Raw genomic sequence first — 23195 nt, forward strand, 5'->3', positions numbered from 1 at the left:
AAGGGCCGCATTTGCGGCCCTTTTGTCGTTCAGCTGGTTTATTCAGCTTTATTTCGTTGCTTCCGGCATCAGGTTCTTCTTGAAGAACGCTTCGATCATGCCGTACACGTGACGCTGCGGCACCTTGCCCGAGATGCCATGCTTGGCGCCAGGGTAGGTCATCAGGTCGAACTGCACGTTGCGCGCCACCAGCGCGTCGATCATGCGCGTGGTGTTGGTGAACAGCACGTTGTCGTCGGCCATGCCGTGCACCAGCAACAGTTTCGATTTCAACCCATCGACGTGCGAGAACACGCTGCCCGATTTATAACCTGCCACGTTCAGCTTTGGCGTGCTCATGAAACGCTCGGTGTAGTGGGTGTCGTACAGCGACCAGTCGGTGACCGGCGCTACCGATACGCCCATGGCGATCTTGTCCGAACCCTGCGACAGCAGGCGCAAGGTCATGAAGCCGCCGTAGCTCCAGCCGAATACGCCGATGCGTTTCGGATCGATGAAGCTCTGCTGGCTCAGCCACTCGATGCCGGTCAGCTGGTCTTCCACTTCCGCGCGGCCCATGTCGAGGTAGATCGGGTCGGTAAAGGCGCGTTCGCGGCGGCTCGAACCACGGTTGTCGAGGCGCCACACCACGAAGCCCTGCTGCGCCATGTACTGGTCAAACAGGTTGCCCCACTTGCGCGAAACGTGCTGCGCACCGGGACCGCCGTAGGTGGACAGGTACACCGGGTATTTCTTGGCCGGATCGAAGCCAGAGGGCTTGGTGATCGAGTAGTACATGGTCTGGCCGTCTTTCGACTTGATGGTGCCGTATTCGGGGCGCAGGTGCGCGTCGAGATACTTCGCATACGGGTGGCTGGCGTTCAGTTCATTGTGCTCGAGCCAGCTGATCATGGTGCCGTCGGGACGGCGGATGCTGACCTGCGGCGGCGTGTTCGGATCGGAATAGGTATCGACGAACACTTCGCCATTGCCGGCGAAGTTGGAATCGTGCCAGCCGTCGCCCTGGGTGATGCGGGTAGGCTTGTCGGCAGTGGAGCCGTCGAGCTTGAGCGCGTAGGTCTGGCTGTCGATCACGGCGTCGCGGTTCGATTGCACGAACACGCGGCCGGTTTTTTCATCGACGGCCAGCAGCCGCTCGACGCCCCATTCGCCGCTCGAAATCGGGTGCAGCAGCTTGCCGTTCATGTCGTACAGGTACAGGTGCTTGCGACCGGTGCGTTCCGACGACCACACAAAACCTTTACCCTTGGCCAAAAAGCGCAGGTCTTCGAAGATGTTGACCCAGGTTTGCGAGGTTTCGGTGATCAGGGTGCGCTGTGCCAGCGTGGCGGCATCGACCGAGATCAGTTCGAGTTTTTTCTGGTCGCGGCTCTGGCGCTGGAACAGCAGGGCTTTGCTGTCGCTGCTCCAGTCGGCGCGCACCAGGTAGATGTCCTGGTCGGCGCCCAGATCGACGTTGCGGATTTCGCCGCCGTTCGGCGAGACGATTTTCAATTGCACGGTGGCGTTCGGATCGCCGGCGGCAGGGTAGCGCTGGTCGATCACGTCGGTGCGGTCGGCGTAAATTTCAAAGCGGCGCACGACCGGCACTTGCGCTTCGTCGTAGCGCTTGAAGGCGATGGCGGAATCGTCCGGCGCCCAGTAGTAGCCGGTGGTCTGGTGCATTTCTTCCTGCGCCACGAACTCGGCTTCGCCGTTGTGGATGGTGCCGGCGCCGTCGGTGGTCAACTGGCGCTCCTGGTTATTGCTCAGGTCGATCACGAACAGGTTCTGGTCGCGCACGAACGACAGGTAGCGGCCTTTCGGCGAGATTTTCGGATCGAGCACATTGCCCTTGGCGACCAGGCGGGCGGCGTCGGGCTTGGCGGCGTCAATCAGGTACAGGTTGCCGGCGATCGGCACCAGCAGCTGCTTGCCGTCCGGCGACCAGCTGTAGTTGAGGATGCCCTTGAGGGCTGCGGTGCGGGCGCGTTCGCGGCGCGCTTTTTCGGCGTCGGACAGGTTTTCTTCCGGCACCAGGGTTTTCGAGTCGACCAGGCGGTGCGTCGATTTGTTCTTCAGGTTGTATTCCCACAGGTCGAGCTGGAACTGGTTGTCGTCGCGGCCCTTGAGGAAGGTGACGCGGGCGCCATCGGGCGACACTTTCAGGTTGCGCACGCCGGGGCCGCTGAGCGACGGATCGGAGTGGATGCGGTCCAGGGTAAGTTTCTCGGCGGTGGCGTGGCCGCCGGCCAGCATGGCGCAAAGCGTGATTGGTGCGAGAATAAAGCGCATTGAAGAATGTCTCGGAAATTGGGCAATCCGTGACGATACCAGACTGTACCAATCGTGGCGAGGTAGCAGTGTTCTGAATAAAACGGTCAATACCGTTTATAGTTTGGTGCGGATTTTTCGAACCGCACCAGCGTGGGGATCAGGCCTGTGCCACCTTCAGGCGCGCCAGCGACAGCCGTTGCAGGGCCCAGCTCAGCAGCACTGCCGCCACCGTCAGTCCCACTACCAGACCGATCCAGAAACCGGACGCCGCCATCGGCTGCGCCGGCGCAAACGGCAGCCATTGCGGCGCCAGCCCCAGCCAGCAGCCGATCGGCAGCGCGAAGCCCCAGAACGCCGTCACCTGGATCACCATCGGCTGGCGCGAAACCTTGTAGCCGCGTATCGCGCACGATGCCGCCACCTGCGTGGAATCGGACAGCTGGAACAGCGCTGCAAACAGCAGCAGGTGCGCGCACAAGTCCTGCACCGCCGGGTCCGACGTGTAGGCCCGGGCGATCTGGTAGCGGAACAGCACGATAAAAATCGCCGACACCACACCGAACGCCAGCGACATCCACACGCCCACCCACGAAATGAACCGCGCCCGCGCCGGCTCGCCTTCGCCCATGGCCTGGCCCACGCGCGTGATCAGGGCGATGCCAAAGCTGAGCGGCACCATGAACACCAGCGACGTAAAATTGAGCGCGATCTGGTGCGCCGAAATCGGTATCACGCCATAGCGCGCCACCAGCAGGCTCACCGCGCCAAATGCGCTGACCTCGGCAAAATAGCTGATGCCGATCGGCACGCCCAGGCGCAGCATCGAAGCGATTTCGGGCCAGTGCGGGCCTTCCCAGTGGGTGAACGGATAGGTGGCGCGGTAGGCCGGCGCGCGGCGTATCCACAGCAGCATGGCAGCGAGCATCAGCCACATGCACAGCGCGGTGGACACGGCGCAGCCAACCCCGCCCAACTGCGGCATGCCCCAGTTGCCGAACACCAGCAGCCAGTTGACGAACACGTTCACGCACAGGCCCAGGATGGCGATCACCATCACCGGCCGCGTTTCGTTGATGCTGGTGCTGTAGCCGTACAGCGCGCGGTATGCCGCAAACGGCGGCAGGCCCAGGCTGATGATGTGGACGAACAGCTCGGCCTGGTGCTGGACGTGCGGGGTCAGGTACAAATGGTCGAACAGCAGCGTGGCCAGGTTGGCCAGCGCCATGGCGATCACGCCCACGCCCAGCGACTTCCACAACGACTGGCGCACCGCGTGCGGCACCCGCGCCAGCTGGCCGGCGCCGATATCGTGCGCGACGATGCTGTTAATCGCCATCATGGTGCCGCTCACGGTGACCAGGATGATCGACCAGATCGACGCCCCCAGGGAGACGGCCGCCAGCTCGTCGGCGCTGGTGTGGCCCGTCATGGCCACGTCCGCCACGCCCATGCCCACCGTCGCCAGTTGGCCGATCAGCATGGGCCAGGCCAGCTGCCACAGCGAGGAAACTTCGGCGCGAATATTACGAACGGTGAACGTGTGCGGCATGAAAACCTGACCTGATGGGAGAAACCCTTGATTTTACTGTGAGACACACCAACTTGCGGATTATCATTTGGATCACGAACTCATTAAAGCTTTAATCTGCGCTAGACTGTTTTGACAGGACGGTGGACAGCCCATACAGGAGCAACAAGGTGGAATACAAGGATTATTACCAGACCCTCGGCGTGGCCAAGACGGCCTCCGAGGACGAGATCAAGAAGGCTTACCGCAAGCTGGTCCGCAAGTACCACCCGGACGTCAGCAAGGAAGCGGATGCGCAAAAGAAAACCCAGGAACTCAACGAAGCCTACGGCGTGCTCGGCGACGCCGAAAAGCGCGCGGCCTATGACGACCTCGGGCGCGGCCAGCAATTCCGTGCCGGTCAGGAGTTTCGTCCGCCGCCGGGCTGGGGCGGTGGCGGCGGGCGTCCGGGGGCAGGGGGCTTCGGCGGCGGCGCCGATCCCAACGACTTTTTCTCGGACCTGTTCGCCAACTTCGGTAACGGTGGCGGACGCCGGCGCCAGGCCTACCAGCCGCAAAAGGGCGACGACACCCACGCCAGCATCACCATCGACCTGACCGACTCCTACACCGGCGCCACCCGCAAGATCAGCCTGATGGTGGCCGAACGCGACGAGCACGACCGAATCCACACGCGCGAGCGCACGCTCAGCGTCAATATTCCGAAAGGCGTGACGGCCGGCCAGCAATTGCGCCTGACCGGACAGGGCCAGAACGGCGAAGCGGGGCCGGGCGACCTGTACCTGGAAATCCAGTTCAGCGCCAATGCCCGCTATCGCATCGATGGCCGCGATGTGTATCAGACCGTGCCGGTGGCGCCGTGGGAAATGGCCCTCGGTGGCGAGATCGAGGTGACCACGCCATCGGGCAAGGTCAATGTGACGGTGCCGGCCGGCTCGCAAACGGGCCGCAAGCTGCGCCTGCGCGGACGCGGCATTCCGGGCAAGGAGGCAGGCGACCTGTACCTGCTGCTCGAAGTGGCGCTGCCGCCGGCCACGACCGATAAGGCGAAAGAACTGTATCAGCAGATGGCGCGCGACATGGCGTTCAATCCGCGCGCAGGAGGATGAACATGGCAACAAGCAATGAAACCATCGTCACGGCGGTGGTGATTGACGAAGTGGCCCTGACCCTGGAAGAACTGGCGCACGCGTGCGCAGTGGAGCCGGGCTGGGTGGTGCAACGCGTGCGCACCGGCGTGCTGCTCGAAACGGCGCCCGACGATCATGCAGTGTGGCGCTTCACCAGCGCCGACCTGGTGCGCGCACGGCGCCTGTGGCAGATCGAGCGCGATTTCGAAGCCAACGACGACGTTGCGGCGCTGGTGGTAGACCTGACCGAAGAAATCTCGCGGCTGCGCCAGAAGCTCAGCGCTGCCGGAGTGCGATAGGCGCAGGCGCAGCGATGCCGGGCGGCGTGTCCGCCATCGGCGGCCGTGGGCCATGTCCGCCTGGCTGCGCGTCGCTGCCCAGCCGGTAAAAATGCGGTGGCGCCTCCTGCGCGTGGTGCGGCATCGCGTGCGCTGCCAGGTCGATATCGTGGCCCGCATATTCGAGGTCGAGGAACTGCTGCATCAACCACCGCGTGGCCGGGCCCGGCTCTTCGTCGCCCCGGCGTATCACGTACAGCGGGAAGCTGAACGAGCTGCCCTCGCTGACGTCGAGCTGCACCAGGCGACCCGCGTCCAGGTCCCATTGCACGAACTCCACTGGCATATTGCCCCAGCCGATGCCGCTGCGCAGCAGCGCATGCTTGGAGCTGAGGTCGCCCAGGCGCCAGTCGCGCAGCGCCATCACGCCGAAGTCCTGTCCCTTGGTCAACGTGCTGCGGTCGGTAAGCACCAGCTGGGTGTGCTCGCGCAGCACTGCGCTCGGGATCTTGCCCTTGATCTGCGCCAGCGGATGGTCGGGCGAGGCGACCGGCACCATGGTCACATAACCGCAGCTCTGGCGCTCGATGGTGTCCGGCGTGCCCGGCATCCAGCCGCTGACGCCGATCTTGCAGGTGTTTTCCATCACCAGTTGAGTGACCGCGCCCAACGCCTCGGTGCGCAGCCGCATTGAGACGGTGGGGAACTCCTTCTGGAAGGCGTGCAGGATGCGCACCAGTTTGCAGGTCGAAAACATCACATCGACCACCAGCGACACTTCCGCTTCCAGCCCCGACGACAGCGCCTTGGCCCGCGCCCGCATGCCATCGACCTTGAGCGACACGGCGCGGGCGTCCGCCAGCAGCGCCTTGCCGGCCTCGGTCAGCACAGGCTTGCGCTTGCTGCGGTCGAGCAGCTCGATATTCAGTTGTTCTTCCAGGTTGGCGATGGTGTAGCTGATCACCGACTGGGTGCGGTGCAGCGCCCGGGCCGCGTGGGCAAAGCCGCCGTGGTCGATGACGGCAATGAACACGCGGAGTTGGTCGAGGGAGGGGAGGCCGGGGTCGCGCATGGTGCAAGTCCTTATATCTACAATATCGATAGATATCATTTAAATTTAGCGTGTTTCCTCGATACTAAACCCGTTCTATGATGGATGCAACTGACCACTTACCAGGAGCCCATCATGGCAACCATTCTTCATATCGATAGCAGCGCTCGTCAAACCGGTTCCCTGTCGCGCCAGCTGGGCGGCGAACTCGTTGCCAAGTTGCAGGCCGCCAATCCAGCTGCCACCGTGGCGCGCCGCGACGTGGCCCAGAACCCGCTGCCACACCTCACCGAATCGCTGATCGGCGCCTTCTTCACCCCGGCCGAGCAGCGCAATGCCGACCAGGCCTACGCCATCAAGACCTCGGACGCCTTGGTCGATGAGCTGCTCGCTGCCGACACCATCGTCATCGGCACCCCGATGTACAACTTCTCGGTGGGCTCGAGCCTGAAAGCCTGGATCGACCACGTGGCCCGCGCCGGCCGCACGTTCCAGTACGGCGCCAACGGCCCGGAAGGGCTGGTCACCGGTAAAAAAGTGTATGTCGTGGTCGCCAGCGGCGGCGTGTACAGCGCCGGTCCTGCCGCCGGTTACGATCACGTCACCACCTACCTGCGCGCCGCGCTGGGCTTCCTCGGCATGACCGACGTGACGTTCATCCTGGCCGAAGGCGTGGCCATGGGCGAAGCAGCAGTGGCCGATGCGACTGCCAAAGCCCGCAGCCAGATCGACGCTATCGCCGGCTAATCTGTAGCACTGCTTTATCGACGCAAGCCCCGCTGGACGGGGCTTCGTCGTTTTCTGTTGACCGGGCTTCGTCGTTTTCGCCTGACGGGACGTCGTCTTTGCTGCTCGACGGCGCTGCGTGGTTCGCGCTCGACCGAGCTTCATTGTTGCCGCTGCCTGGCGCTTCGGCAGCGCGCTGGCCCGCGCATCATCGGCGCGCTACACGGCTTGGCGCCGGTCCGGGCTATCATAGAGGTTACCAGTTACGGAGCCCTGCATGAAACGCCACCTGCACCTGTTGATCATCGACCCGCAAAACGATTTTTGCGATCTGCCGCCCGCTTACTTGCCGATCCACCCCGTTACCGGCGCAGCACGCGCACCGGCGCTGCCGGTACCCGGCGCCCACGCCGACATGCAGCGCCTGGCCACGCTGATCAACCACGGCCGCGACGGCATCTCCGCCATCAGCATCACGCTCGACTCGCACCACCGCTTCGACATCGCCCATCCCACCTTCTGGACCGGCAGCGATGGCCGGGCGGTTGCACCCTTCACCGAAATCATCGCCGCCCAGGTGCGCGCCGGCCAGTACCTGCCGTGCGATCCGGCCAACCTGGAGCGCGCACTGAACTATCTTGATCGCCTGGAAGCGGCCGGGCGCTACAAGCTGATGGTCTGGCCCGTGCATTGCGAAATCGGCAGCTGGGGCCAGAATGTCCACGACGACGTGCGCGCTGCCTACAACAACTGGGAAGACCATGCGCTCGGCTTGGTCGCCAAGCTGGCCAAGGGCGCCAATCCGTGGACCGAGCACTATTCCGCCGTGATGGCAGAAGTACCGTACGACGACGATCCCGCCACCCAGTTCAACACCGCCTTCGTCGATACCCTGGCCGCCGCCGACACCATTTACGTCGCAGGCGAGGCTGGCAGCCACTGCGTGAAAGCCACGGTCGAGCACATTGCCGACCATTTTGGCGCAGCGGCGTCGAAGCTGGTGCTGGTCACCGACTGCATCAGCCCGGTGTACGGCTTCGACACCCAGTACCAGGCCTTCCTGCAAGCGATAGCCGCGCGCGGCGTGCGGCTGATGCAGTCGGGCGACGTGCTGCCCGAGTTGCTGGCCAACGCCTGATCCCTGATGATCACCCGGCGCCAGCTGCTGGCCGCCTCGGCTGCGTCGGCTTCTTTAGCGGTCGCGCCGGCGGTCCCGGCGGCGCCGGATGTGCTGCGCTTCGTGTTCTCGCGCCCGCTGGACAATCCGCGTACCCAATGGCTGATCCGGGTGTACACCCAGCTCACGACGGAGCTGGGGCTGGGCTTTGCCTTTGTCGAGGTGCCGCCCAAGCGCGCAACCGCCCTGGTGCTGCTGGGCGAGGTCGATGGCGAACTGGGCAGAACTTTCGATTACCAGTTGCTGTACCCGACCCTGGTGCGGGTGCCGGAACCCAATAACGCCGTGCGCTTTGCCGCCTACGCTACCCGCCCGGGCCTGCGCTTCGACACCTGGCAGGCGCTGCGCGCCGGCGGCGTGCGCTGCGAGTACCGGCTCGGCATCGTCGAACTCGAGCGCATGCTGCTGCGTGAGCTGCCGGCCACGCAGGTGTCGGCCATACCCACCATCGCCCAGGGAGTGAAGAAATTGCTGCTGGGCCGCACCGACCTGTACTTCGACGTGGAGGAGGCGGTCGGCGATTACCTGTATTTTCTCAATCCCGCTCAGCGCCATGCCACCAGCACCATGCGGCAGGCTGGCGTGGTCCTGGCCACCACTGGCCACGCCTATCTGAACGCGTCGCGCGCGGCGCTGGCGCCGCCACTGGCTGCCGGGCTGGCCCGTCTCAAGCGCCAAGGCGATGTGCAGCGGTACTTGCTCGCTGCCCTGGCCGCGTACAAGGCCAGGCTCTGACGGGTGAATCACGCTATCGCCCATGATCGCGTAAGATCATGGACATAAGCAATTTGGAGACCCAATGAAGCAGCCCATCGTCCGCAGCCTGCTGGAGACAGATTTATACAAATTCACCATGTGGCAGGCCCTGCTGCACGGCCATCCCAACGCCCACACCGAGTACGAGTTTGTCTGCCGTAACCAGACCGCCTATCCGCTGACCGAGCTGATCGAAGAAATCGAGCGCGAGCTCGACCACCTGTGTTCGATGAGTTTCCGCGACGAGGAACTCGACTACCTGCGCGCGCTGCGTTACATCAAGAGCGACTTCGTCGACTTCTTGACCGTGTTCCGCTTCCAGCGCAAGTTCATCGATGTCCGCGCCGACGCCGCCACCAATACGCTGGTGATCCACGCCGCCGGTCCACAAGTGCACGTGATGGGCTTCGAGATTTACGTGCTGTACATCGTCAACGAGCTGTACTTCCGCCGCTTCGACCAGCAGGCAGCGCTGGCCGAAGGCCGCCAGCGCCTGGGCGCCAAGATCGCATTATTAAAAGAATTCGGCTTGACCGAGCCGCAGCGTTTGAATCCGTTCGAGTTTTCCGACTTCGGCGTGCGCCGCCGCTTTTCCGGCGCTTGGCACGACGAGGTGGTGCAGCGCCTGTCGCGCGAAGTGCCCGAATACTTCAAGGGCACGTCCAACGTTTATCAGGCGATGAAGTTCGGCCTGGTACCGATCGGCACCATGGCGCACGAGTACATGCAATCGTTCCAGGCCTTCGGCGTGCGGCTGCGCGATTTTCAGAAGGCGTCGCTCGAAGCGTGGGTGCAGGAATACCGGGGCGATTTAGGGATCGCGCTGACCGACGTGGTGGGGATGGATGCGTTCCTGGACGACTTCGACCTGTACTTTGCCAAGCTGTTCGACGGGCTGCGCCACGATTCCGGCGACCCGGTGGTGTGGGGCGAAAAGGCGCTGGCCCACTACGCCGCGCTGCGCATCGACGCCAAGACCAAGCGCCTGGTGTTTTCGGACGGCTTGAACCTGGAAAAGGCGATCTCGCTGTATCGCCACTTTGCCGACCGCATCATGGCGGGCTTCGGCATCGGCACGCACCTGACCAACGACGTCGGCCTGGCGCCGCTCAATATCGTCATGAAGCTCGTCGCTTGCAATGGCCAATCGGTGGCCAAGCTGTCCGACTCGCCGGGCAAGACCGTGTGCAAGGACGAGACCTTCCTCGCTTACTTGCGGCAGGTGTTTCACCATCCTGCGGTGTAGTTCGGCTGAGAACCTGCCGCAGCAGGGAGGCGGCCGCAAGCTGCGCCGCATCCCCTGCCGTGCACGGTTTTCAGGCTGCGCGGGCGCCGAAGCTGGAAAGAATGGCGTCAGCCTGTTCCACCTGGTCGTCATCGTAGATGTCGATGGTGAGCATGGCGCCGGAGCGTTCGCGCGCGTGTTCGGCGGCATCCGGCCCGCCCGGGGTCAGGTTGTCGAGCAGGTGGCTGACGGTGCTGGTGGCGCCGTTCTGCGGCAGCGGCTTGTGCCTGGTGAGCGTGACGCTGGCCGGTGGAAAACCCTTGGACAGCAAGGCGGTGCGCGCGCTTTCGGCGTCCGTGACTTCCGTAAAGTTGCGGTGGATGGTGCGTGTCATGAAGGCCTCCGTATGGTTGTTGGGTGATGGGGCTTAGAAGCCGTCCACCACGGTTGCGAAATGCTCCACCTTGGGCGCACGGGCAAAGTGGTCGCCCACCAGCGTACGCCAGGCCTGGAAATCCGTGCTGCCGCGAAAATCAACCGTGTGGTTCTCAAGTGTTTCCCAGCCGATGACCAGGTGGTACGTATCGGGCGTTTCGATATCGCGATCGAGGCGCATCGACAGGCAACCCTTGGCGCCGCGGAACAGCGGCACTGCCTCGGCCACGCCGGCCTGGAAGGCGGTGTGCGATTCGGGCTTGATATAGAGCTCGGCGACTTCGTAAATCATGGATGTCCTTCCCTGGTGGAGAGGATCCCATTGTGCCTCAAACCAAGCTTTTACGTCTGTGCGTCGGGTGCTGGAGGCGTGCGCAGGATGAAGCGCAGCGCCTGGCGCGCCAGCTCCGGTACATCGGCGCCCGCATCGGGCTTGTACCATTGCACAGTCCAGTTGAGCGCACCGAAGATCAGCAAGCGGTCGAACTGGGACGGCGCCACCCAGTCGCCGGAATTGTGCAGCGCACCGATGGCGCGATCCCAAACCGCCTCATAGCGGTCCTTGAGCGCCACCACCCGCGAACGCGACGGCTCATTGAGCGAACGCCATTCGTACAGCAGCACGGCAATATAGTGATGATCGGGCGCGAGCAGGGTGTGCAGGTGCGCCTCGACCAGCTGCGACAGGATCTGGCACGGCGGCAGCGGCTGGTTGCCGATCCGCTCGACCTCGGCCAGCGCCTGTTGCAGGCCGTGTTCCATGATGGCGGCCAGGATGTCCTGCTTGGACTTGAAGTGATAAAACCAGCTACCCGCCTGCACACCAGCCGCCGCCGCGATATCGCGCACGGTGGTGTTCTCGTAACCCTTGGTGCGGAACAACTCGGCCGATTTCTCGATCAGTTCGGTGCGCAATCCCCCGCCTGCTCCCTTGAGTGGCCTGCCACGTTTTTTCGGGCGGGATGCGTCGATGACGTCGGGGAGTTGCATATATGGAAAATCGATCAAGAGAGTCGCGTCACCGTTGATTCTAATGCAGGCAATCACCAATCAATCAACAATCAGCGCGAATTTGACACTTTTGTCATAGAAGTTGATCGGTTTGTGTTGCATTGCAACAGCCAACTGCGCAGTCTTGATCCTTGCAGAGCTGAATCAGGCCGTGAACCTGATCCTGCTGGAAGATGGTGCCGGTATATTTCCCGACCGCCGGCGCCGGTAGAAGCGTCCCGTGGGGGCGCTAATGAGTCGTTCCATGTGAGAACTGAAGCCATCATAGCGGCCGATTGTGACGGGCGTTTGACGTGGAGGACGTGTCGTGAGTGCGTTCGTCGCCAAAGTGGAGTAGAATCACAAGTCTGTGGGGACGACCTGGTTTCGACGTGGGTTGCAAAGCAGAGCAGGGCATACCGAGGGCGGGCTACCTCGTAAATACAACCTGAAAAAACTTAACTGCAAACGATAACTCGTACGCACTGGCAGCTTAATTGCTGTTAGCTCCACAACACCTCGTCCCTGGGGTGGGCCGTTAAAAGCTGTGGAGTCATTTACAGGGACTCGCGCTCGGAGGGGTCACTTCAAAGAGCGCTAAATCTAAGGTGAATCGCTAGTCCAAAACGTGCACGTCCGTGTTGTACTGGTTAAATTAAATGATAGTGCTAAGTATGTAGAACTGTCTGTGGAGTGCTTGCGGACGCGGGTTCGATTCCCGCCGTCTCCACCACTTATTCGTTTCAAGCAGGCTCAGCAAGACCTAAAAAACCCGCCCCGTGCGGGTTTTTCTCTATGGGGGCCAGTCCGGCTTGGTTTAAAGGCGTCCGGTGGCAGCCAGTGGGTAACTGGGGGCGATTTACGGGTAACTGAGGGTACGCGTTTTGAGTTACCCGCACCCCAGTTACCCGCATCCTGAAGCTCCGGTTCCGCAGCAATCCCGGCAGGAATCACGCGGCCTGAGCATGAGAGCGATCAAGCCGCTCTCTGAACTATTCGTCTAAAGCCTGTATCTAAGCTATCCCACGCGGAGATACGACATGGCCCTTACCGAGACGAAAATCAAAACCGCCAGGCCTGAAACCAAGCCCTACAAGTTGCCCGATGAGCGCGGACTTCATCTGCTGGTGACGCCGCAGGGCGGCAAGTGGTGGCGCTTCCGGTACCGTTTTGATGGGAAAGAAAAATTATTGTCCTTGGGGACTTACCCTGATATTGGATTGAAGGACGCCAGGGAAAGGCGTGACCAGGCGCGTAAGCTGGTGGCGCAAGCGATTGATCCGAGTGCGCAGCGCCAGGCGCAGAAAGCCGCCAAGCCGGAGCATGCGGCCGACAGCTTTGAGGTGGTGGCGCGCGAATGGCACGCCAAGTTCTCGCCGACCTGGGCCGAGAACCATGGTGGGCGGATCCTGAGTCGCCTGGAGCGCGACATCTTCCCCTGGATCGGGAGCAAGTCGATGTCGGACATTACCGCGCCCGACCTGCTGTCTGCCGTCCGCCGCATCGAGCACCGCGGCGCGCTTGAAACGGCCCAAAGGGCGCTTGCCAATTGCGGACAGGTGTTCCGCTATGCCGTGGCCACCGGACGAGTCCAGCGCGATCCTACGGGCGATTTGCGCGGCGCTTTGGCACCGGTGAGAGGCGAACATTTTTCCGCCGTCACCGACCCGGCCAAGGTCGGCGCGCTGCTCAAAACGTTCGACCGTTACGAAGGCTCCATGATCGTCTCCTGCGCACTGCGCCTGGCGCCGCTCGTGTTCGTGCGGCCCGGTGAACTACGCAAGGCCAAGTGGGCCGATATCGACCTGGATGCGGCGGAGTGGCGGTTCCTTGTGACAAAGACGAAAACCCAGCACGTCGTGCCGCTGTCCACGCAAGCGATGGCGATCCTGAGGGAGGTGCATGCACGGACCGGTGAAAGCACCTATGTTTTCCCCAGCGCCAGAACAAACGATCGCCCGATGAGCGACAACGCAATTCTGGCGGCGATGCGCCGGATGGGAATCGAGAAAGACGAGATGAGCGGCCACGGCTTCCGCGCCATGGCGCGCACCATCCTTGACGAAGTGCTGGGCGCCCGACCGGACCTGATCGAGCATCAACTGGCGCACGCGGTAAAAGACCCCAACGGACGCGCCTACAACCGCACTGCGCACCTGCCCGAGCGCAGAAAGATGATGCAGCAATGGTCCGACTACCTCGACAGTTTGAAAGCGGGCAACGACCCGCCAAGCGCTCGGCTGTAAGCATCGTACAGTTCGAAAAGCAAGATCAGCCATAGCACCGCCTGTATCGCGCAGTTACGCCTGCGGACGACTGGCGCGTATCCGCTGCGCCACCCAGCCTTCGACCTCGTGCTTTATCCACGCCCGCGCCCGCCCGCCGATGGCGACCGGCGCCGGAAAGTGGCCTTGCTGGATCAGGTGGTAAATGCTGCTGCGCGACAGACCGCAGATTGCCTTTACCTCGGGCATACGCACCAGCAGTAAGCCGCCCTGGCGGGTAAGTGCTCGCCGTTCTGCGGCAGGCGCTGCTACGCCGGAAATCCTGGCTGCGATGAGAACTGGGCGCCGTGGTGCTGCCTGCTTGTCCTCGACCACCGGCGGCGCCAGTCCCGGCCGCAGCGCCGTTATGGATTGCAAAGTTCGGTTGCTCATCATTGTCTCCCAAGCAGAGCGCGGTTGCCGCGCGATCGGTATGTCGAAACGAATGCTTGAAGTATGAGCCTGCCTGCGCAGCGTGCCTATCGAAAAGCGAAGCAAATGCCGATTAGATCAAAGCGTGCAGGGCGCTGGTGTCCCGGGCTTTAGCCGCTGAAAGATTGCTCGAGTTTTTTTAGCGGCTAAATTTCCCCTATCGCCGAGCTTGGTGCCGATGTGGCGCCGACCATCCTTGACACGAGAGGTCATGTCGGTGACCGTGACGCGCACCGCCAAGATCGCTCCGCCGACCATATCGTCTGTGTGCGGCGAGCTGACTCTACAGCGCCAATCGCTCCGCGTGGTAATAGTAATCATAGGAATAATATTATTCTTATTATTACCGGATTTTTTTGATTCCTTTTTTTGCAATGCAACAGGGGTGACATCGACAGGCTCGGACGTTCCCTCCCTCCGAACCCCTGCTGAGTGGTCCAAGGCCGTTGGTGATGCGGACGGGGTCAAGGCACCGGCGCTACACCGAGGACACCGGTGATGGCGTGACCTCCATGGTCGGCGACAGTCCGGCTATGCCTGCTTGCCCCCAGGGGCAACTACGGGATTTCCGCCGCTAGCAAAGACGTTCCTGGCCGACGACGCACGCGACATGGTGCGCCCTTGCAGAGCAATGCTCGGCGCGGCGATGGCCGCGTTCATCGTCGGGTTGCCCGCGCCAGCAGGGAACACATGTACTTCAGGTCGGTGGCTACCCGAGCACATCCTCTTGGCGTAAGAGAAAGGTATTGCATCGGTGGCGGTAGCCACCTGGCCTAGCAGAGCAGTATTCCGTTGAGCACGAAGTGCGAATAAGGAGTTGTGATGGAGGAATACACGCTTGCGTGTAGGCCTACATCACCTATCCTGCCCGGCTCTTCGCACCGATTAATTCACGAAAGAGTCCGGTAGCCTGATCGATTTGAGCACGGTTTGAGCACGCTTTGGGCAGGTTTTGGCCAAGACTGAATTGTCACGACCATCGGCTGGCATTTTGGAAACCTTCCAGCGATTCGTATTTGCCCCCATAACTTGGTTGCTCGGCCAGCAGCATGTTTGTACGGCCGCGCTGGACATTCGCGTCGATCCGCAGCATGCGCCCACCAAGATCGTTCGAAGCATTTGTGAGAATCTGTGATTTTTCCGCGTGGAAAATCTGATATCGTGGCTGTTTGCAGGCATCAGCAGACAAATTGGGGGCGCCCAGTATGAATAGAAATCGTTATATTCTCTTGAGCGGAGCGGTGCTAGGCATTTCTGCTGTTAGGCATCGACGTGGCGTGAGATCGCAATTGACAGATACGCGGACAATGCTGGCTGCTGGAACTATGCGGACTCAAAATGTGAAAAGCAGCGAGAGGCGGCTTACGGCCAGGAGCAGACCTAGTGCGTTCACATCAACAAAAAAAAATATGAGGAATTCCTTTTTTTCCTTTCTGGCACTTGCGCTGAACGCTGTAAACGCATCGGCATGTAGCTTCCCTTTAGTCCCGCTCGACCAGCAAGTTGAAAAGGCGGAACAGATTTTTACCGTAACTCTTCTTGAAGCGAAAGTTATGCCCAAAACTGACCTTCATAAATGGCCTTGGATAGAAGGGCGCTTCCAGGTTAGTAAGATCCTCAAAGGCGGGCCGCAAACTAAAGAACTAACGCTTGCAACTGGTATGGGACGTGGAGATTGCGGCGTTGGAATGATGGTATCAGCGAAGTACATCATATTCAAAAAACGAAAAGATACAGGTATCGGCCAGGATACTGGCACGCACATAATCGAAGGCTTCCAAGAAGATGACGTCGCTGAAAAAATTCATTCAATCATACGCCGGCAAGAGGGGCAATCACGGAATAAATAGCTTGTCCATAACGCAGGCTAAATGCTGTTAGAGGTTCTGGCACTTCCGCTAAAGGCGACAACGGCGTATTGGGGAGAGCCAAGATGTTCGCGTGGCGACATGATATGTTGGTGCCGCCGGCCGAGTCCGGCCAGTAGCCGCCCCTCACGTAACCGTCGTGTTCGATTCCACATTGCACTTTTTCAAAACAATTTTTGCTAGCTTCGTTTCTAAATAATCTATTGTATGTTGACCAGTATGCAAAAACTCATCTCTTTCGCGTTTTTACTAATAGCATCAAGCTTGTGTCACGCACAAACAGTAAGTGAATACAAATTGGGGCCTTGGAACCTCGGTATGACTCGAGCGCAGATAATTGCGCAATCGGAGTATGGGCCATATGTCCCAGTGAAGGCTACGGGCGGTCTTGAAACGTTTGATGCAACGCTTGACGGGAAAAAGGAGAACGTGTCGTTTGTATTTGACGGCGACAAGGTCAAATTCATACAAGTGTTCAAATACGAAGGAACCGATTTTTCTGGTGCCAGGGAGGCTGCACTAAATATTTTTCGGCTGTTCGATTCTCAATTCGGCGGCACAACCGTAAATGGAGTATCCGTTCACGGGCATGAAAGGCTGGACATGTCTTCGTTTACTGCTTTTATTGACCGTACACTGGGCAAATCAATCGAGTTGGGAGAAAAAGAAAAAAAGGAACACTCAATTGCAATGCTTATCACCTTTGATATGAAGCCGGTGACTCAACCAAAAAACTGCCGACTGCATTCACAACTTATTTACGACTCCAGAACTAAAACGTTCTATGTGTTTCTTTTTCAGGATGAGCTTGGGGCATCTGACCGCACAAGGACAAGCGTGATAGAGATTTCGCCGCTATAGTCGGATGTAGCTACAACTTGTCCGCATTGCATCGAGCATCATTACTGCGAAGCGCGACCGTCCCCTTTGGGGCGACAACGTCGCATCGGGGCAGATCATGATGTTTTCGCAACGGCAACATGCTATGCTGGAACGACCGGCTGAGAACGGCCAAAAGCAATGGGATGGACTCCTCCTCACCTGTCGGCGTCTGAGCGCCTAAACTGGAGTTTCGACACAACCAGTTGAAAGAAGGAGTCCACCATGAAGATGATCCGCGTCGGCGTTGATCTCGCCAAGAGTGTCTTTCAAGTGCACCGGGTTGATCGTAGCGAAAAGGTTGTATGGCGCAAGAAGCTAAGTCGTGCAGAATGGCTGCCGGCATTGCTGGAGAAAATAGAACCTGGCTGCGAGATTGGTATGGAAGCTTGCGGCGGCGCGCATCATTGGGCCCGGCAATTGCAGCAACGCGGCTTCACGGTAAAGCTCATCGCGCCGCAGTTCGTCAAGCCGTACGTGAAGAGCAACAAGAGCGACGCCAATGATGCCGAGGCGATTTGCGAGGCAATGAGCCGACCGAGTATGCGATTCGTGGCGGTCAAATCGGTCGAACAGCAGGATCTGCAGGCGATACACCGGATCAGAGCGGAGCTGGTGAGTCAGCGCTCCGCCAAGGGCAACCAGATCCGTGGGCTGTGCAGTGAGTATGGTTTGGTAGCGCCAAGGGAAATGATTCAACTGCGAGCAGCCATTCCGCTATGGCTGGAAGATCTGGAGAACGGATTGACACAACGTTTCCGACGCTTGCTGCGCGGTTTGTGGCTCGATCTGCTGAACCTGGAACTGCGAGTAAAGGAACTGGATCAGGAAATAGAAATCGCGGCATCGACCGATCCGGTCGCCACCCGGTTGCAGCAACTGCGCGGCGTCGGCCCGATCATCGCTACCGCGATTGTGGCCAATGTCGGCGACGCGAAGCAGTTCAGCAGTGGCAGGCAGATGGCAGCGTCGCTGGGACTGACGCCACGACAAAACAGCTCAGGCGGCAAGGAGCGATTGCTGGGCATTACGAAACGCGGCGACGCTCAGTTGCGGACGTTGTTGATTCACGGGGCCCGTTCAGTGTTACGAACAGCGGCGAGCAAGAATGATCGGATGAGTCGCTGGGTGACGCACATCGCTGAGACGCGGCATCACAACATCGCGGCGGTCGCGCTGGCCAACAAGACGGCGCGTATCGCGTGGGCGATGATAACCAAGGGCATCGACTACCAGCCTGGCCTGGTCGCGGCCTAAGCAGTAAGCAGTTAGTACGTAAAAAGGAGTATCCAACCACGATTGCGAAACATGCCGATGATGGCCAACAGGTCGAACCGGCGCTGGCAGAACCCGAGAATGTCTGTGGCCTTTAAGCCCGTAGAAGCGATAGGGAGCCGGCGCGCGAATAGCCCATTATGGTCCTTGCCCGACGACGGGCAAAGCAGTTAGAGACCGAATATACGTGAGCAGTCGTACCTAAAAGCCAAAGACGGAATGTTTGCAAACGAGGAGGAGTCCATATACGGACATTTGAAATTTTTGGGAAACGGCGATGTCTTTTAGTACCTTATCAATACACGACGCTACGCTTTCTGCCATCTCCGTTAGCTGGGCGGCTGCCCGATGCGATATTCGCTTACTGCCAGTTGGCTTGGCGCCTCATATGCTCGTATTTGAAGGATTTACCAGCATCGAACTTCCAAGACGTGAGAGTTGGGGACCGTCGTCCTCCATCAATAGTTCTTCGGAGCAAATGACTGGGAAATTTGAAATAGAGCTCCAATCTGGCGACACGCTTAGGATTGAAGCGAAACATTGGACATTCCGGCCGGAAGTCGATTGACGACAATCGGCCAAAAGCGGTCGGAGCAAACTTGCATATTTCGGCGATAGTGGGCGATTGAAAAAACATGAACTTTAAAACAAAAATTCAGGGGATTGCTGGCGGTATATACAGACATGCTTTGTTCTACAATTTCCCAGGAGGCTTACGTTTCGAATTGTCAGAGGGTGGGAGTCCACTAGACCAAGCACTATCTGCGCTATGTAAAGCTGCTATCGTTTGCGATGATATTTTTTCTGGCGAAGAACAAATACTTGTTCACCTAGAAGCGTGGCTTCCCGCATCCCGTTTCGCTTTGCGAACGATGCTTAGCGAGCTTAAGGTTGCAGGAATTCCGATTCCCAAGGTTAGAGAGGTTTGGTTTGACGCGGAGGGCCAAGATGAAGAGGATGGTGAAGATTTGCGTTTGTTATGCTGCGCCTTTGAGGTTCCAGTAAGCAAACTACAAAATCTGATTTGGTGCGCCATTACTACTGACTTAGGTTCAATACGTCCCAAACCGCGTTGCCGAGTCTATCTGCTCAATCTAAACAAGAGCTTGGTCGTTCATCCGTATGACGATAGGGGAATGGACGTCATAGGAAAAGACAAGTCTGCACTATCAGCACTTTATAATCGGTACGGCGACTTGTTATTAAATTACGATATCGAGGCTATGCGACAAACATTTGCGGCCTCGTAGTGGGGCCGTGTTCTTCCATGACCGGACCTTCGGCTGAAAAAACTTCTGATTGAGGATTATTGATGAGCAGCGAGGTACCGTGAATCTAAATCAAGCGAGAGAAATATTTGAGAACAGCGTATTGGCGTTGAACTCTGATTGTGTCATTGTTGAAGGTGCAACGCGCGAATATTCACGATGTTTCGTATTTTTCTATCAGAGTAAAAAATTTATCGACACTGGTGATGTTCGCGCCATGCTTGGAGGGAATGGTCCGGTTTTTGTGAACCGTGAAGATGGCAGAGTTTTCGAAACAGGCTCAGCATTTCCAGTATGCCATTACGTTAAAGCATTTGAAGCCTGTAGCGATCCACTGGGACAGCTAACCGAAAAGGTGAAGATTTTCTCATTAAATCCTGGGGCCAATAGAGTACGCGCTATTCAGTCGGTAAAAGAGAAATCTGAAATGGGTCTCTCACAAGCAAAAACGGTGATAGACAACGTGCAAGAAAATGGAGCATCCTATTTCACTGCACTGACAGTCGAATACGCCGAACAAGCAGTCGTGGCGCTTAAAGAGAGCGGTTTCGATTCAGTACAATTGTGGAGCAATCAGTGCTAATGCGCAATTATCGCGAGAGCTTGCAAAATTTCGCTGAGCGTCAAACTACAACTCCGTTTCAACTTTATCGAACGGCGGCTTTGGGGCGGAAGCGGCCGGTCGCAACAGAAATTCCGCACATTAAAAAAATAAAGCCAGAGTCCAGTATTAATTCTGTTTGCAAGACTCTGAATGCTAAAACGTGGTGTGCGTGCAATGCTAGACGGTGGCGTTTTGAATGCTAATAATCACTTCCGCATCTTCTGGGTATTTTTCAGGGTAACTTGAAAAACACGCACCCGGGAAAATGGCTTAACTCATTGATTCTAAAGGAATCTGTAAGATGAGTTCAATTGACGCCGTCTCCACCACTTATTCGTTTCAAGGTAAGCGTCAAGCCAGCGCCGCCTTGATCCCGGTAATGAATTAGAAGATGATGGCATCACACCGCTGGGAAGCGGCGTGTTGTTTAAGCCGAAGGGAGCTGCGCGGCGCAGTTCCAAGGCAGGAAGTCATCGACCCGGTTGACCGGATGATCGGCGATATTGGCCAGCAGATGGCGCAGCCAGGCCTCGGGGGCGACACCGTTGAGCTTGGCCGTGCCGATCAGCGAGTAGACGGCGGCAGCGCGCTCGCCACCGCTGTCGGCACCAGCGAACAGGTAGTTGCGCCGGCCGATGGCGACGCCACGCAGCGCGCGCTCGGCGGCCGAGTTGTCGATCTCGATGATGCCGTTGTCGCAGTAGCGCAGCAGCGCCGGCCACAGGTTGAGTGCGTACTGGATCGCCGCCGCCGTGTCCGACTTGCGCGACAGCTTTTCAAGCGTGGCACGTAGCCAGCTGCCGAAGTCGTCGAGCAATGGTCGTGATCGTTGCTCGCGCACCTGCTGTCGTTCATGCGGCGGTTTGCCGCGTAGCTCGGCCTCGATCACATACAGCTCGGCGATCCGGCGCAGGGCCTCGGTCGTAATGGCCGATGGTCTGACGGCATGCAGATCGTGGAACTTGCGGCGCGCATGCGCCCAGCACGCCGCTTCCTGGATGGTGCCATCGACGTAGAGTGCATTGAAACCGGCATACGCATCGGCCTGCAGCACGCCCTTGAAGTTGGCCAGGTGAGTTTGCGGATGGATCCCTTTGCGGTCCGGCGTGTAGGCGAACCAGACCGCTGCTGGCGTGGTGTCGCCGGCGGCGCTATCGTCGCGCACGTACGTCCACAGCCGTGCTGTTTTGGTCTTGCCATTGCCCGGCGCCAGCACTGGAATGGGGGTATCGTCGGCGTGCAGCTTGGTGCCAGCGAGCACATGGCGCCGGATCGCGTCCACCAGCGGGCGCAACAAGGCGCTGGCGGCACCAACCCAGTTTGCCAGCAGCGCTCGTTCCAGTTCAACCCCTTCGCGGGCATAGATCACCGACTGCCGGTACAGAGGGATGTGGTCGGCAAACTTGGCCACCAGCACATGCGCCAGCAAGCCCGGCCCGGCGATGCCGCGTGCAATCGGCCGGCTTGGTGCCGGTGCCTGCACGATGGTGTCGCAACACTTGCAGGCCAGTTTTGGACGCACATGGCGGATCACGCGGAAGCTGCCTGGTATCCATTCGAGTTGTTCGGCAACGTCCTCGCCCAAGGGATGCAAGCCTGCGCCGCAGGCAGGGCAAGCTTCGCTTGGCGGCGGGTACATTTTTTCGTCTCGCGGCAAGTGTTCTGGCAAGGGACGGCGCACCGATTTCTTGCGCGGCGCCTGATCGGCCGCCGGCATCTCGCGCGCCGCTTCGCCCTCGTCAGCCTGCAGGTCTTCCAGCTGCAATTCCAGTTGCTCGATCTGGTGGTCGAGCTTTTCCGACTTGCGGCCGAACTGCATGCGCCGCAATTTGGCGATCTGCAGCTTGAGATGCTCGATCTCGACGGCGCGCGTGTTGAGCTGCTCCGTCAAGCCGGCAACGACTTGCTGCTGTGCGAGCAGCAATGCTTTCAGGGCATCGATATCGTTGGGCAGGTCGGCGAGGTTGAGCATGGACCGAGTTTACGCGAGGGCGCCGACGTTTACAAGGCCGATGATGGTTGCCAGGTGCGCTCGGGGCGCCGCCAGTCGATGCCTTCGAGCAGCATCGACAGTTGTGCCTGGGATAGCGATACCGTACCGTTGATAGCCTGAGGCCACACGAAGCGGCCGCGTTCAAGCCGCTTGGCCAGCAAACACAGCCCATCGCCGCTCCACCACAGCACTTTGATCATGTCGCCGCGCCGGCCACGGAACACGAACACATGGCCACTGAACGGGTCTTCGTCCAGGGCAGTTTGCACCCTGGCCGCCAGACCGTTGAAACCAGAGCGCATGTCGGTCACACCGGCTGCGATCCAGATGCGCGTACCCGCCGGCAAGCCAATCATGGCCGCAGGCTTTGCAAGACGAGCTGGAGCAGCGCTGCGTCGATGCCGGCATGCAGACGCACAACGGCATCGCCAATGATGATTTCGATCATGTTGCTTGGCTCAGCTGTGCGTGGTGACGGCAGCCGTGCCCTAGCAGGCTTAATCAGCACGGGTAGCAGCGCCGGCGCGATCGGCTCGAACAAACCGACCCGCAATTCACGGCGCCACTTGAACAGCATGTTGGCGTTGATGTTGTGCTGCTGCGCCAGTTTCGACACCGAGATACCAGGTACGCAAGCCTCGATGGCGAGGCGCCGTTTGAAGTCAGCCGGATAGTTGGGGCGGCCTTTGCGGTTGCCTGCCGTTTTATCTGTATCCAAAGTGATTCCCATCAAAAAAGTGACGGGAACTACTTTGAGGTATGTGGACTTTTAAAGGTAGACGGCGGTGGGAAGACGCTTACGTTTCAAGCAGGCTCAGCAAGACCTAAAAAACCCGCCCCGTGCGGGTTTTTCTCCATGGGGGCCAGTCCGGCTTGGTTTAAAAGCGTCCGGTGGTAGCCAATGGGGTACGGGGGACTTTTCCGGGGGTATCCGGGGGTACCCGGTTTGAGATATCCCAGCCGTGCCTCATTAGGCTTTACGTCGTCGGCTGCGTCTGGTTCTGCCATGCGGACCCAGCCTGATACATCTCAAACCATGTCGGGAAAATGTTCGCCTCTC

The 23195-nt window shown here is 59.5% G+C and carries 23 protein-coding genes and 1 other RNA gene; 13 read left to right on the forward strand and 11 right to left on the reverse strand.

Annotated elements, in window-relative coordinates; translation table 11 throughout:
• Positions 1 to 48: 48 nt before the first annotated feature.
• Entirely contained in the window at positions 49 to 2274 is a 2226-nt protein-coding gene (locus tag F8197_RS24665; RefSeq protein WP_193333558.1) for a S9 family peptidase, read from the reverse strand.
• A 139-nt stretch (positions 2275 to 2413) separates the two neighbouring features.
• On the reverse strand, positions 2414 to 3805 hold the full coding sequence (locus F8197_RS24670) for an MATE family efflux transporter (protein ID WP_152884302.1): 1392 nt from the start codon (positions 3803 to 3805) through the stop codon (positions 2414 to 2416).
• 149 nt (positions 3806 to 3954) lie between these two features.
• On the opposite strand from F8197_RS24670, the gene F8197_RS24675 reads away from it, so the two are divergent.
• Together F8197_RS24675 and F8197_RS24680 are read left to right on the forward strand one after the other, a co-directional pair.
• Entirely contained in the window at positions 3955 to 4893 is a 939-nt protein-coding gene (locus F8197_RS24675) for a DnaJ C-terminal domain-containing protein (protein ID WP_373996970.1), read from the forward strand.
• A 2-nt stretch (positions 4894 to 4895) separates the two neighbouring features.
• Positions 4896 to 5213, forward strand: coding sequence for a chaperone modulator CbpM (locus tag F8197_RS24680; protein WP_227012392.1), 318 nt, complete (start codon positions 4896 to 4898; stop codon positions 5211 to 5213).
• On the opposite strand, the gene F8197_RS24685 is transcribed toward F8197_RS24680, so the two are convergent.
• Positions 5191 to 6264, reverse strand: coding sequence for a LysR family transcriptional regulator (locus F8197_RS24685; RefSeq protein WP_152884306.1), 1074 nt, complete (start codon positions 6262 to 6264; stop codon positions 5191 to 5193). The genes F8197_RS24680 and F8197_RS24685 overlap by 23 nt on opposite strands.
• 114 nt (positions 6265 to 6378) lie before the next feature.
• On the opposite strand from F8197_RS24685, the gene F8197_RS24690 reads away from it, so the two are divergent.
• From F8197_RS24690 to pncB, 4 genes are all read left to right on the forward strand, one after another.
• Positions 6379 to 6990, forward strand: coding sequence for an FMN-dependent NADH-azoreductase (locus F8197_RS24690; RefSeq protein ID WP_152884308.1), 612 nt, complete (start codon positions 6379 to 6381; stop codon positions 6988 to 6990).
• Positions 6991 to 7246: 256 nt separating this feature from the next.
• Positions 7247 to 8107, forward strand: a complete 861-nt coding sequence (locus F8197_RS24695) for a cysteine hydrolase (protein ID WP_152884310.1) — start codon at positions 7247 to 7249, stop codon at positions 8105 to 8107.
• Positions 8108 to 8113: 6 nt separating this feature from the next.
• Positions 8114 to 8881, forward strand: coding sequence for a hypothetical protein (locus F8197_RS24700; RefSeq protein WP_152884312.1), 768 nt, complete (start codon positions 8114 to 8116; stop codon positions 8879 to 8881).
• 64 nt (positions 8882 to 8945) lie between these two features.
• Positions 8946 to 10148: a nicotinate phosphoribosyltransferase gene (gene pncB, locus F8197_RS24705; protein ID WP_056137262.1), complete on the forward strand. Its 1203-nt coding sequence runs from the start codon at positions 8946 to 8948 to the stop codon at positions 10146 to 10148.
• Between the two features lie 70 nt (positions 10149 to 10218).
• Here the strand turns inward: pncB and F8197_RS24710 are convergent, their stop codons facing one another.
• Genes F8197_RS24710 through F8197_RS24720 form a run of 3 tightly spaced genes read right to left on the reverse strand, consistent with a single transcriptional unit; the run spans position 10219 to position 11552 of the window.
• Complete coding sequence (locus F8197_RS24710) at positions 10219 to 10521, reverse strand: hypothetical protein (RefSeq protein WP_019921752.1); 303 nt, start codon at positions 10519 to 10521, stop codon at positions 10219 to 10221.
• Positions 10522 to 10554: 33 nt separating this feature from the next.
• The gene (locus F8197_RS24715) at positions 10555 to 10854 is read right to left on the reverse strand and encodes an antibiotic biosynthesis monooxygenase (protein WP_152884314.1); all 300 of its coding nucleotides are present in this window, start codon (positions 10852 to 10854) and stop codon (positions 10555 to 10557) included.
• A 50-nt stretch (positions 10855 to 10904) separates the two neighbouring features.
• The gene (locus F8197_RS24720; protein WP_227012393.1) at positions 10905 to 11552 is read right to left on the reverse strand and encodes a TetR/AcrR family transcriptional regulator; all 648 of its coding nucleotides are present in this window, start codon (positions 11550 to 11552) and stop codon (positions 10905 to 10907) included.
• A 372-nt stretch (positions 11553 to 11924) separates the two neighbouring features.
• Between F8197_RS24720 and ssrA the strand changes: the two genes are divergently transcribed.
• Both ssrA and F8197_RS24730 read left to right on the forward strand, forming a co-directional pair.
• Positions 11925 to 12285, forward strand: a transfer-messenger RNA (tmRNA) gene (ssrA, locus tag F8197_RS24725).
• Between the two features lie 307 nt (positions 12286 to 12592).
• Entirely contained in the window at positions 12593 to 13798 is a 1206-nt protein-coding gene (locus tag F8197_RS24730) for an integrase arm-type DNA-binding domain-containing protein (protein WP_152884316.1), read from the forward strand.
• A 54-nt stretch (positions 13799 to 13852) separates the two neighbouring features.
• On the opposite strand, the gene F8197_RS29005 is transcribed toward F8197_RS24730, so the two are convergent.
• Both F8197_RS29005 and F8197_RS29215 read right to left on the reverse strand, forming a co-directional pair.
• Positions 13853 to 14209 (reverse strand): AlpA family transcriptional regulator, encoded by a 357-nt coding sequence (locus F8197_RS29005; protein ID WP_227012394.1) that lies wholly within the window; start codon positions 14207 to 14209, stop codon positions 13853 to 13855.
• Positions 14210 to 15218: 1009 nt separating this feature from the next.
• Complete coding sequence (locus F8197_RS29215; RefSeq protein WP_255473015.1) at positions 15219 to 15341, reverse strand: hypothetical protein; 123 nt, start codon at positions 15339 to 15341, stop codon at positions 15219 to 15221.
• 316 nt (positions 15342 to 15657) lie between these two features.
• On the opposite strand from F8197_RS29215, the gene F8197_RS24740 reads away from it, so the two are divergent.
• From F8197_RS24740 to F8197_RS24760, 5 genes are all read left to right on the forward strand, one after another.
• Positions 15658 to 16098, forward strand: a complete 441-nt coding sequence (locus tag F8197_RS24740; RefSeq protein WP_152884318.1) for a hypothetical protein — start codon at positions 15658 to 15660, stop codon at positions 16096 to 16098.
• A gap of 237 nt (positions 16099 to 16335) precedes the next feature.
• Positions 16336 to 16977 carry a hypothetical protein gene (locus tag F8197_RS24745; RefSeq protein ID WP_152884320.1) on the forward strand — a complete coding sequence of 214 codons (642 nt, stop codon included), beginning with the start codon at positions 16336 to 16338 and terminating at the stop codon, positions 16975 to 16977.
• 243 nt (positions 16978 to 17220) lie between these two features.
• Positions 17221 to 18252, forward strand: coding sequence for an IS110 family transposase (locus F8197_RS24750; RefSeq protein WP_152884322.1), 1032 nt, complete (start codon positions 17221 to 17223; stop codon positions 18250 to 18252).
• Between the two features lie 653 nt (positions 18253 to 18905).
• Positions 18906 to 19520, forward strand: coding sequence for a DUF3885 domain-containing protein (locus F8197_RS24755; protein WP_152884324.1), 615 nt, complete (start codon positions 18906 to 18908; stop codon positions 19518 to 19520).
• A 79-nt stretch (positions 19521 to 19599) separates the two neighbouring features.
• Positions 19600 to 20121: a YrhB domain-containing protein gene (locus tag F8197_RS24760; RefSeq protein ID WP_193333559.1), complete on the forward strand. Its 522-nt coding sequence runs from the start codon at positions 19600 to 19602 to the stop codon at positions 20119 to 20121.
• Between the two features lie 448 nt (positions 20122 to 20569).
• Here the strand turns inward: F8197_RS24760 and F8197_RS24765 are convergent, their stop codons facing one another.
• From F8197_RS24765 to F8197_RS24775, 3 genes are read right to left on the reverse strand one after another with little or no spacing between them, the layout of a single operon-like run.
• On the reverse strand, positions 20570 to 22114 hold the full coding sequence (locus tag F8197_RS24765; RefSeq protein ID WP_152884328.1) for an IS66 family transposase: 1545 nt from the start codon (positions 22112 to 22114) through the stop codon (positions 20570 to 20572).
• A gap of 29 nt (positions 22115 to 22143) precedes the next feature.
• Positions 22144 to 22491, reverse strand: a complete 348-nt coding sequence (tnpB, locus tag F8197_RS24770; protein ID WP_152884330.1) for an IS66 family insertion sequence element accessory protein TnpB — start codon at positions 22489 to 22491, stop codon at positions 22144 to 22146.
• Positions 22488 to 22853, reverse strand: a complete 366-nt coding sequence (locus tag F8197_RS24775; RefSeq protein WP_227012395.1) for a transposase — start codon at positions 22851 to 22853, stop codon at positions 22488 to 22490. The genes tnpB and F8197_RS24775 overlap by 4 nt, the downstream gene beginning before the upstream one ends.
• Positions 22854 to 23195: the final 342 nt, after the last annotated feature.

The organism is Duganella sp. FT27W, from assembly GCF_009295655.1.
Taxonomy (GTDB): domain Bacteria; phylum Pseudomonadota; class Gammaproteobacteria; order Burkholderiales; family Burkholderiaceae_D; genus Rugamonas; species Rugamonas zoogloeoides.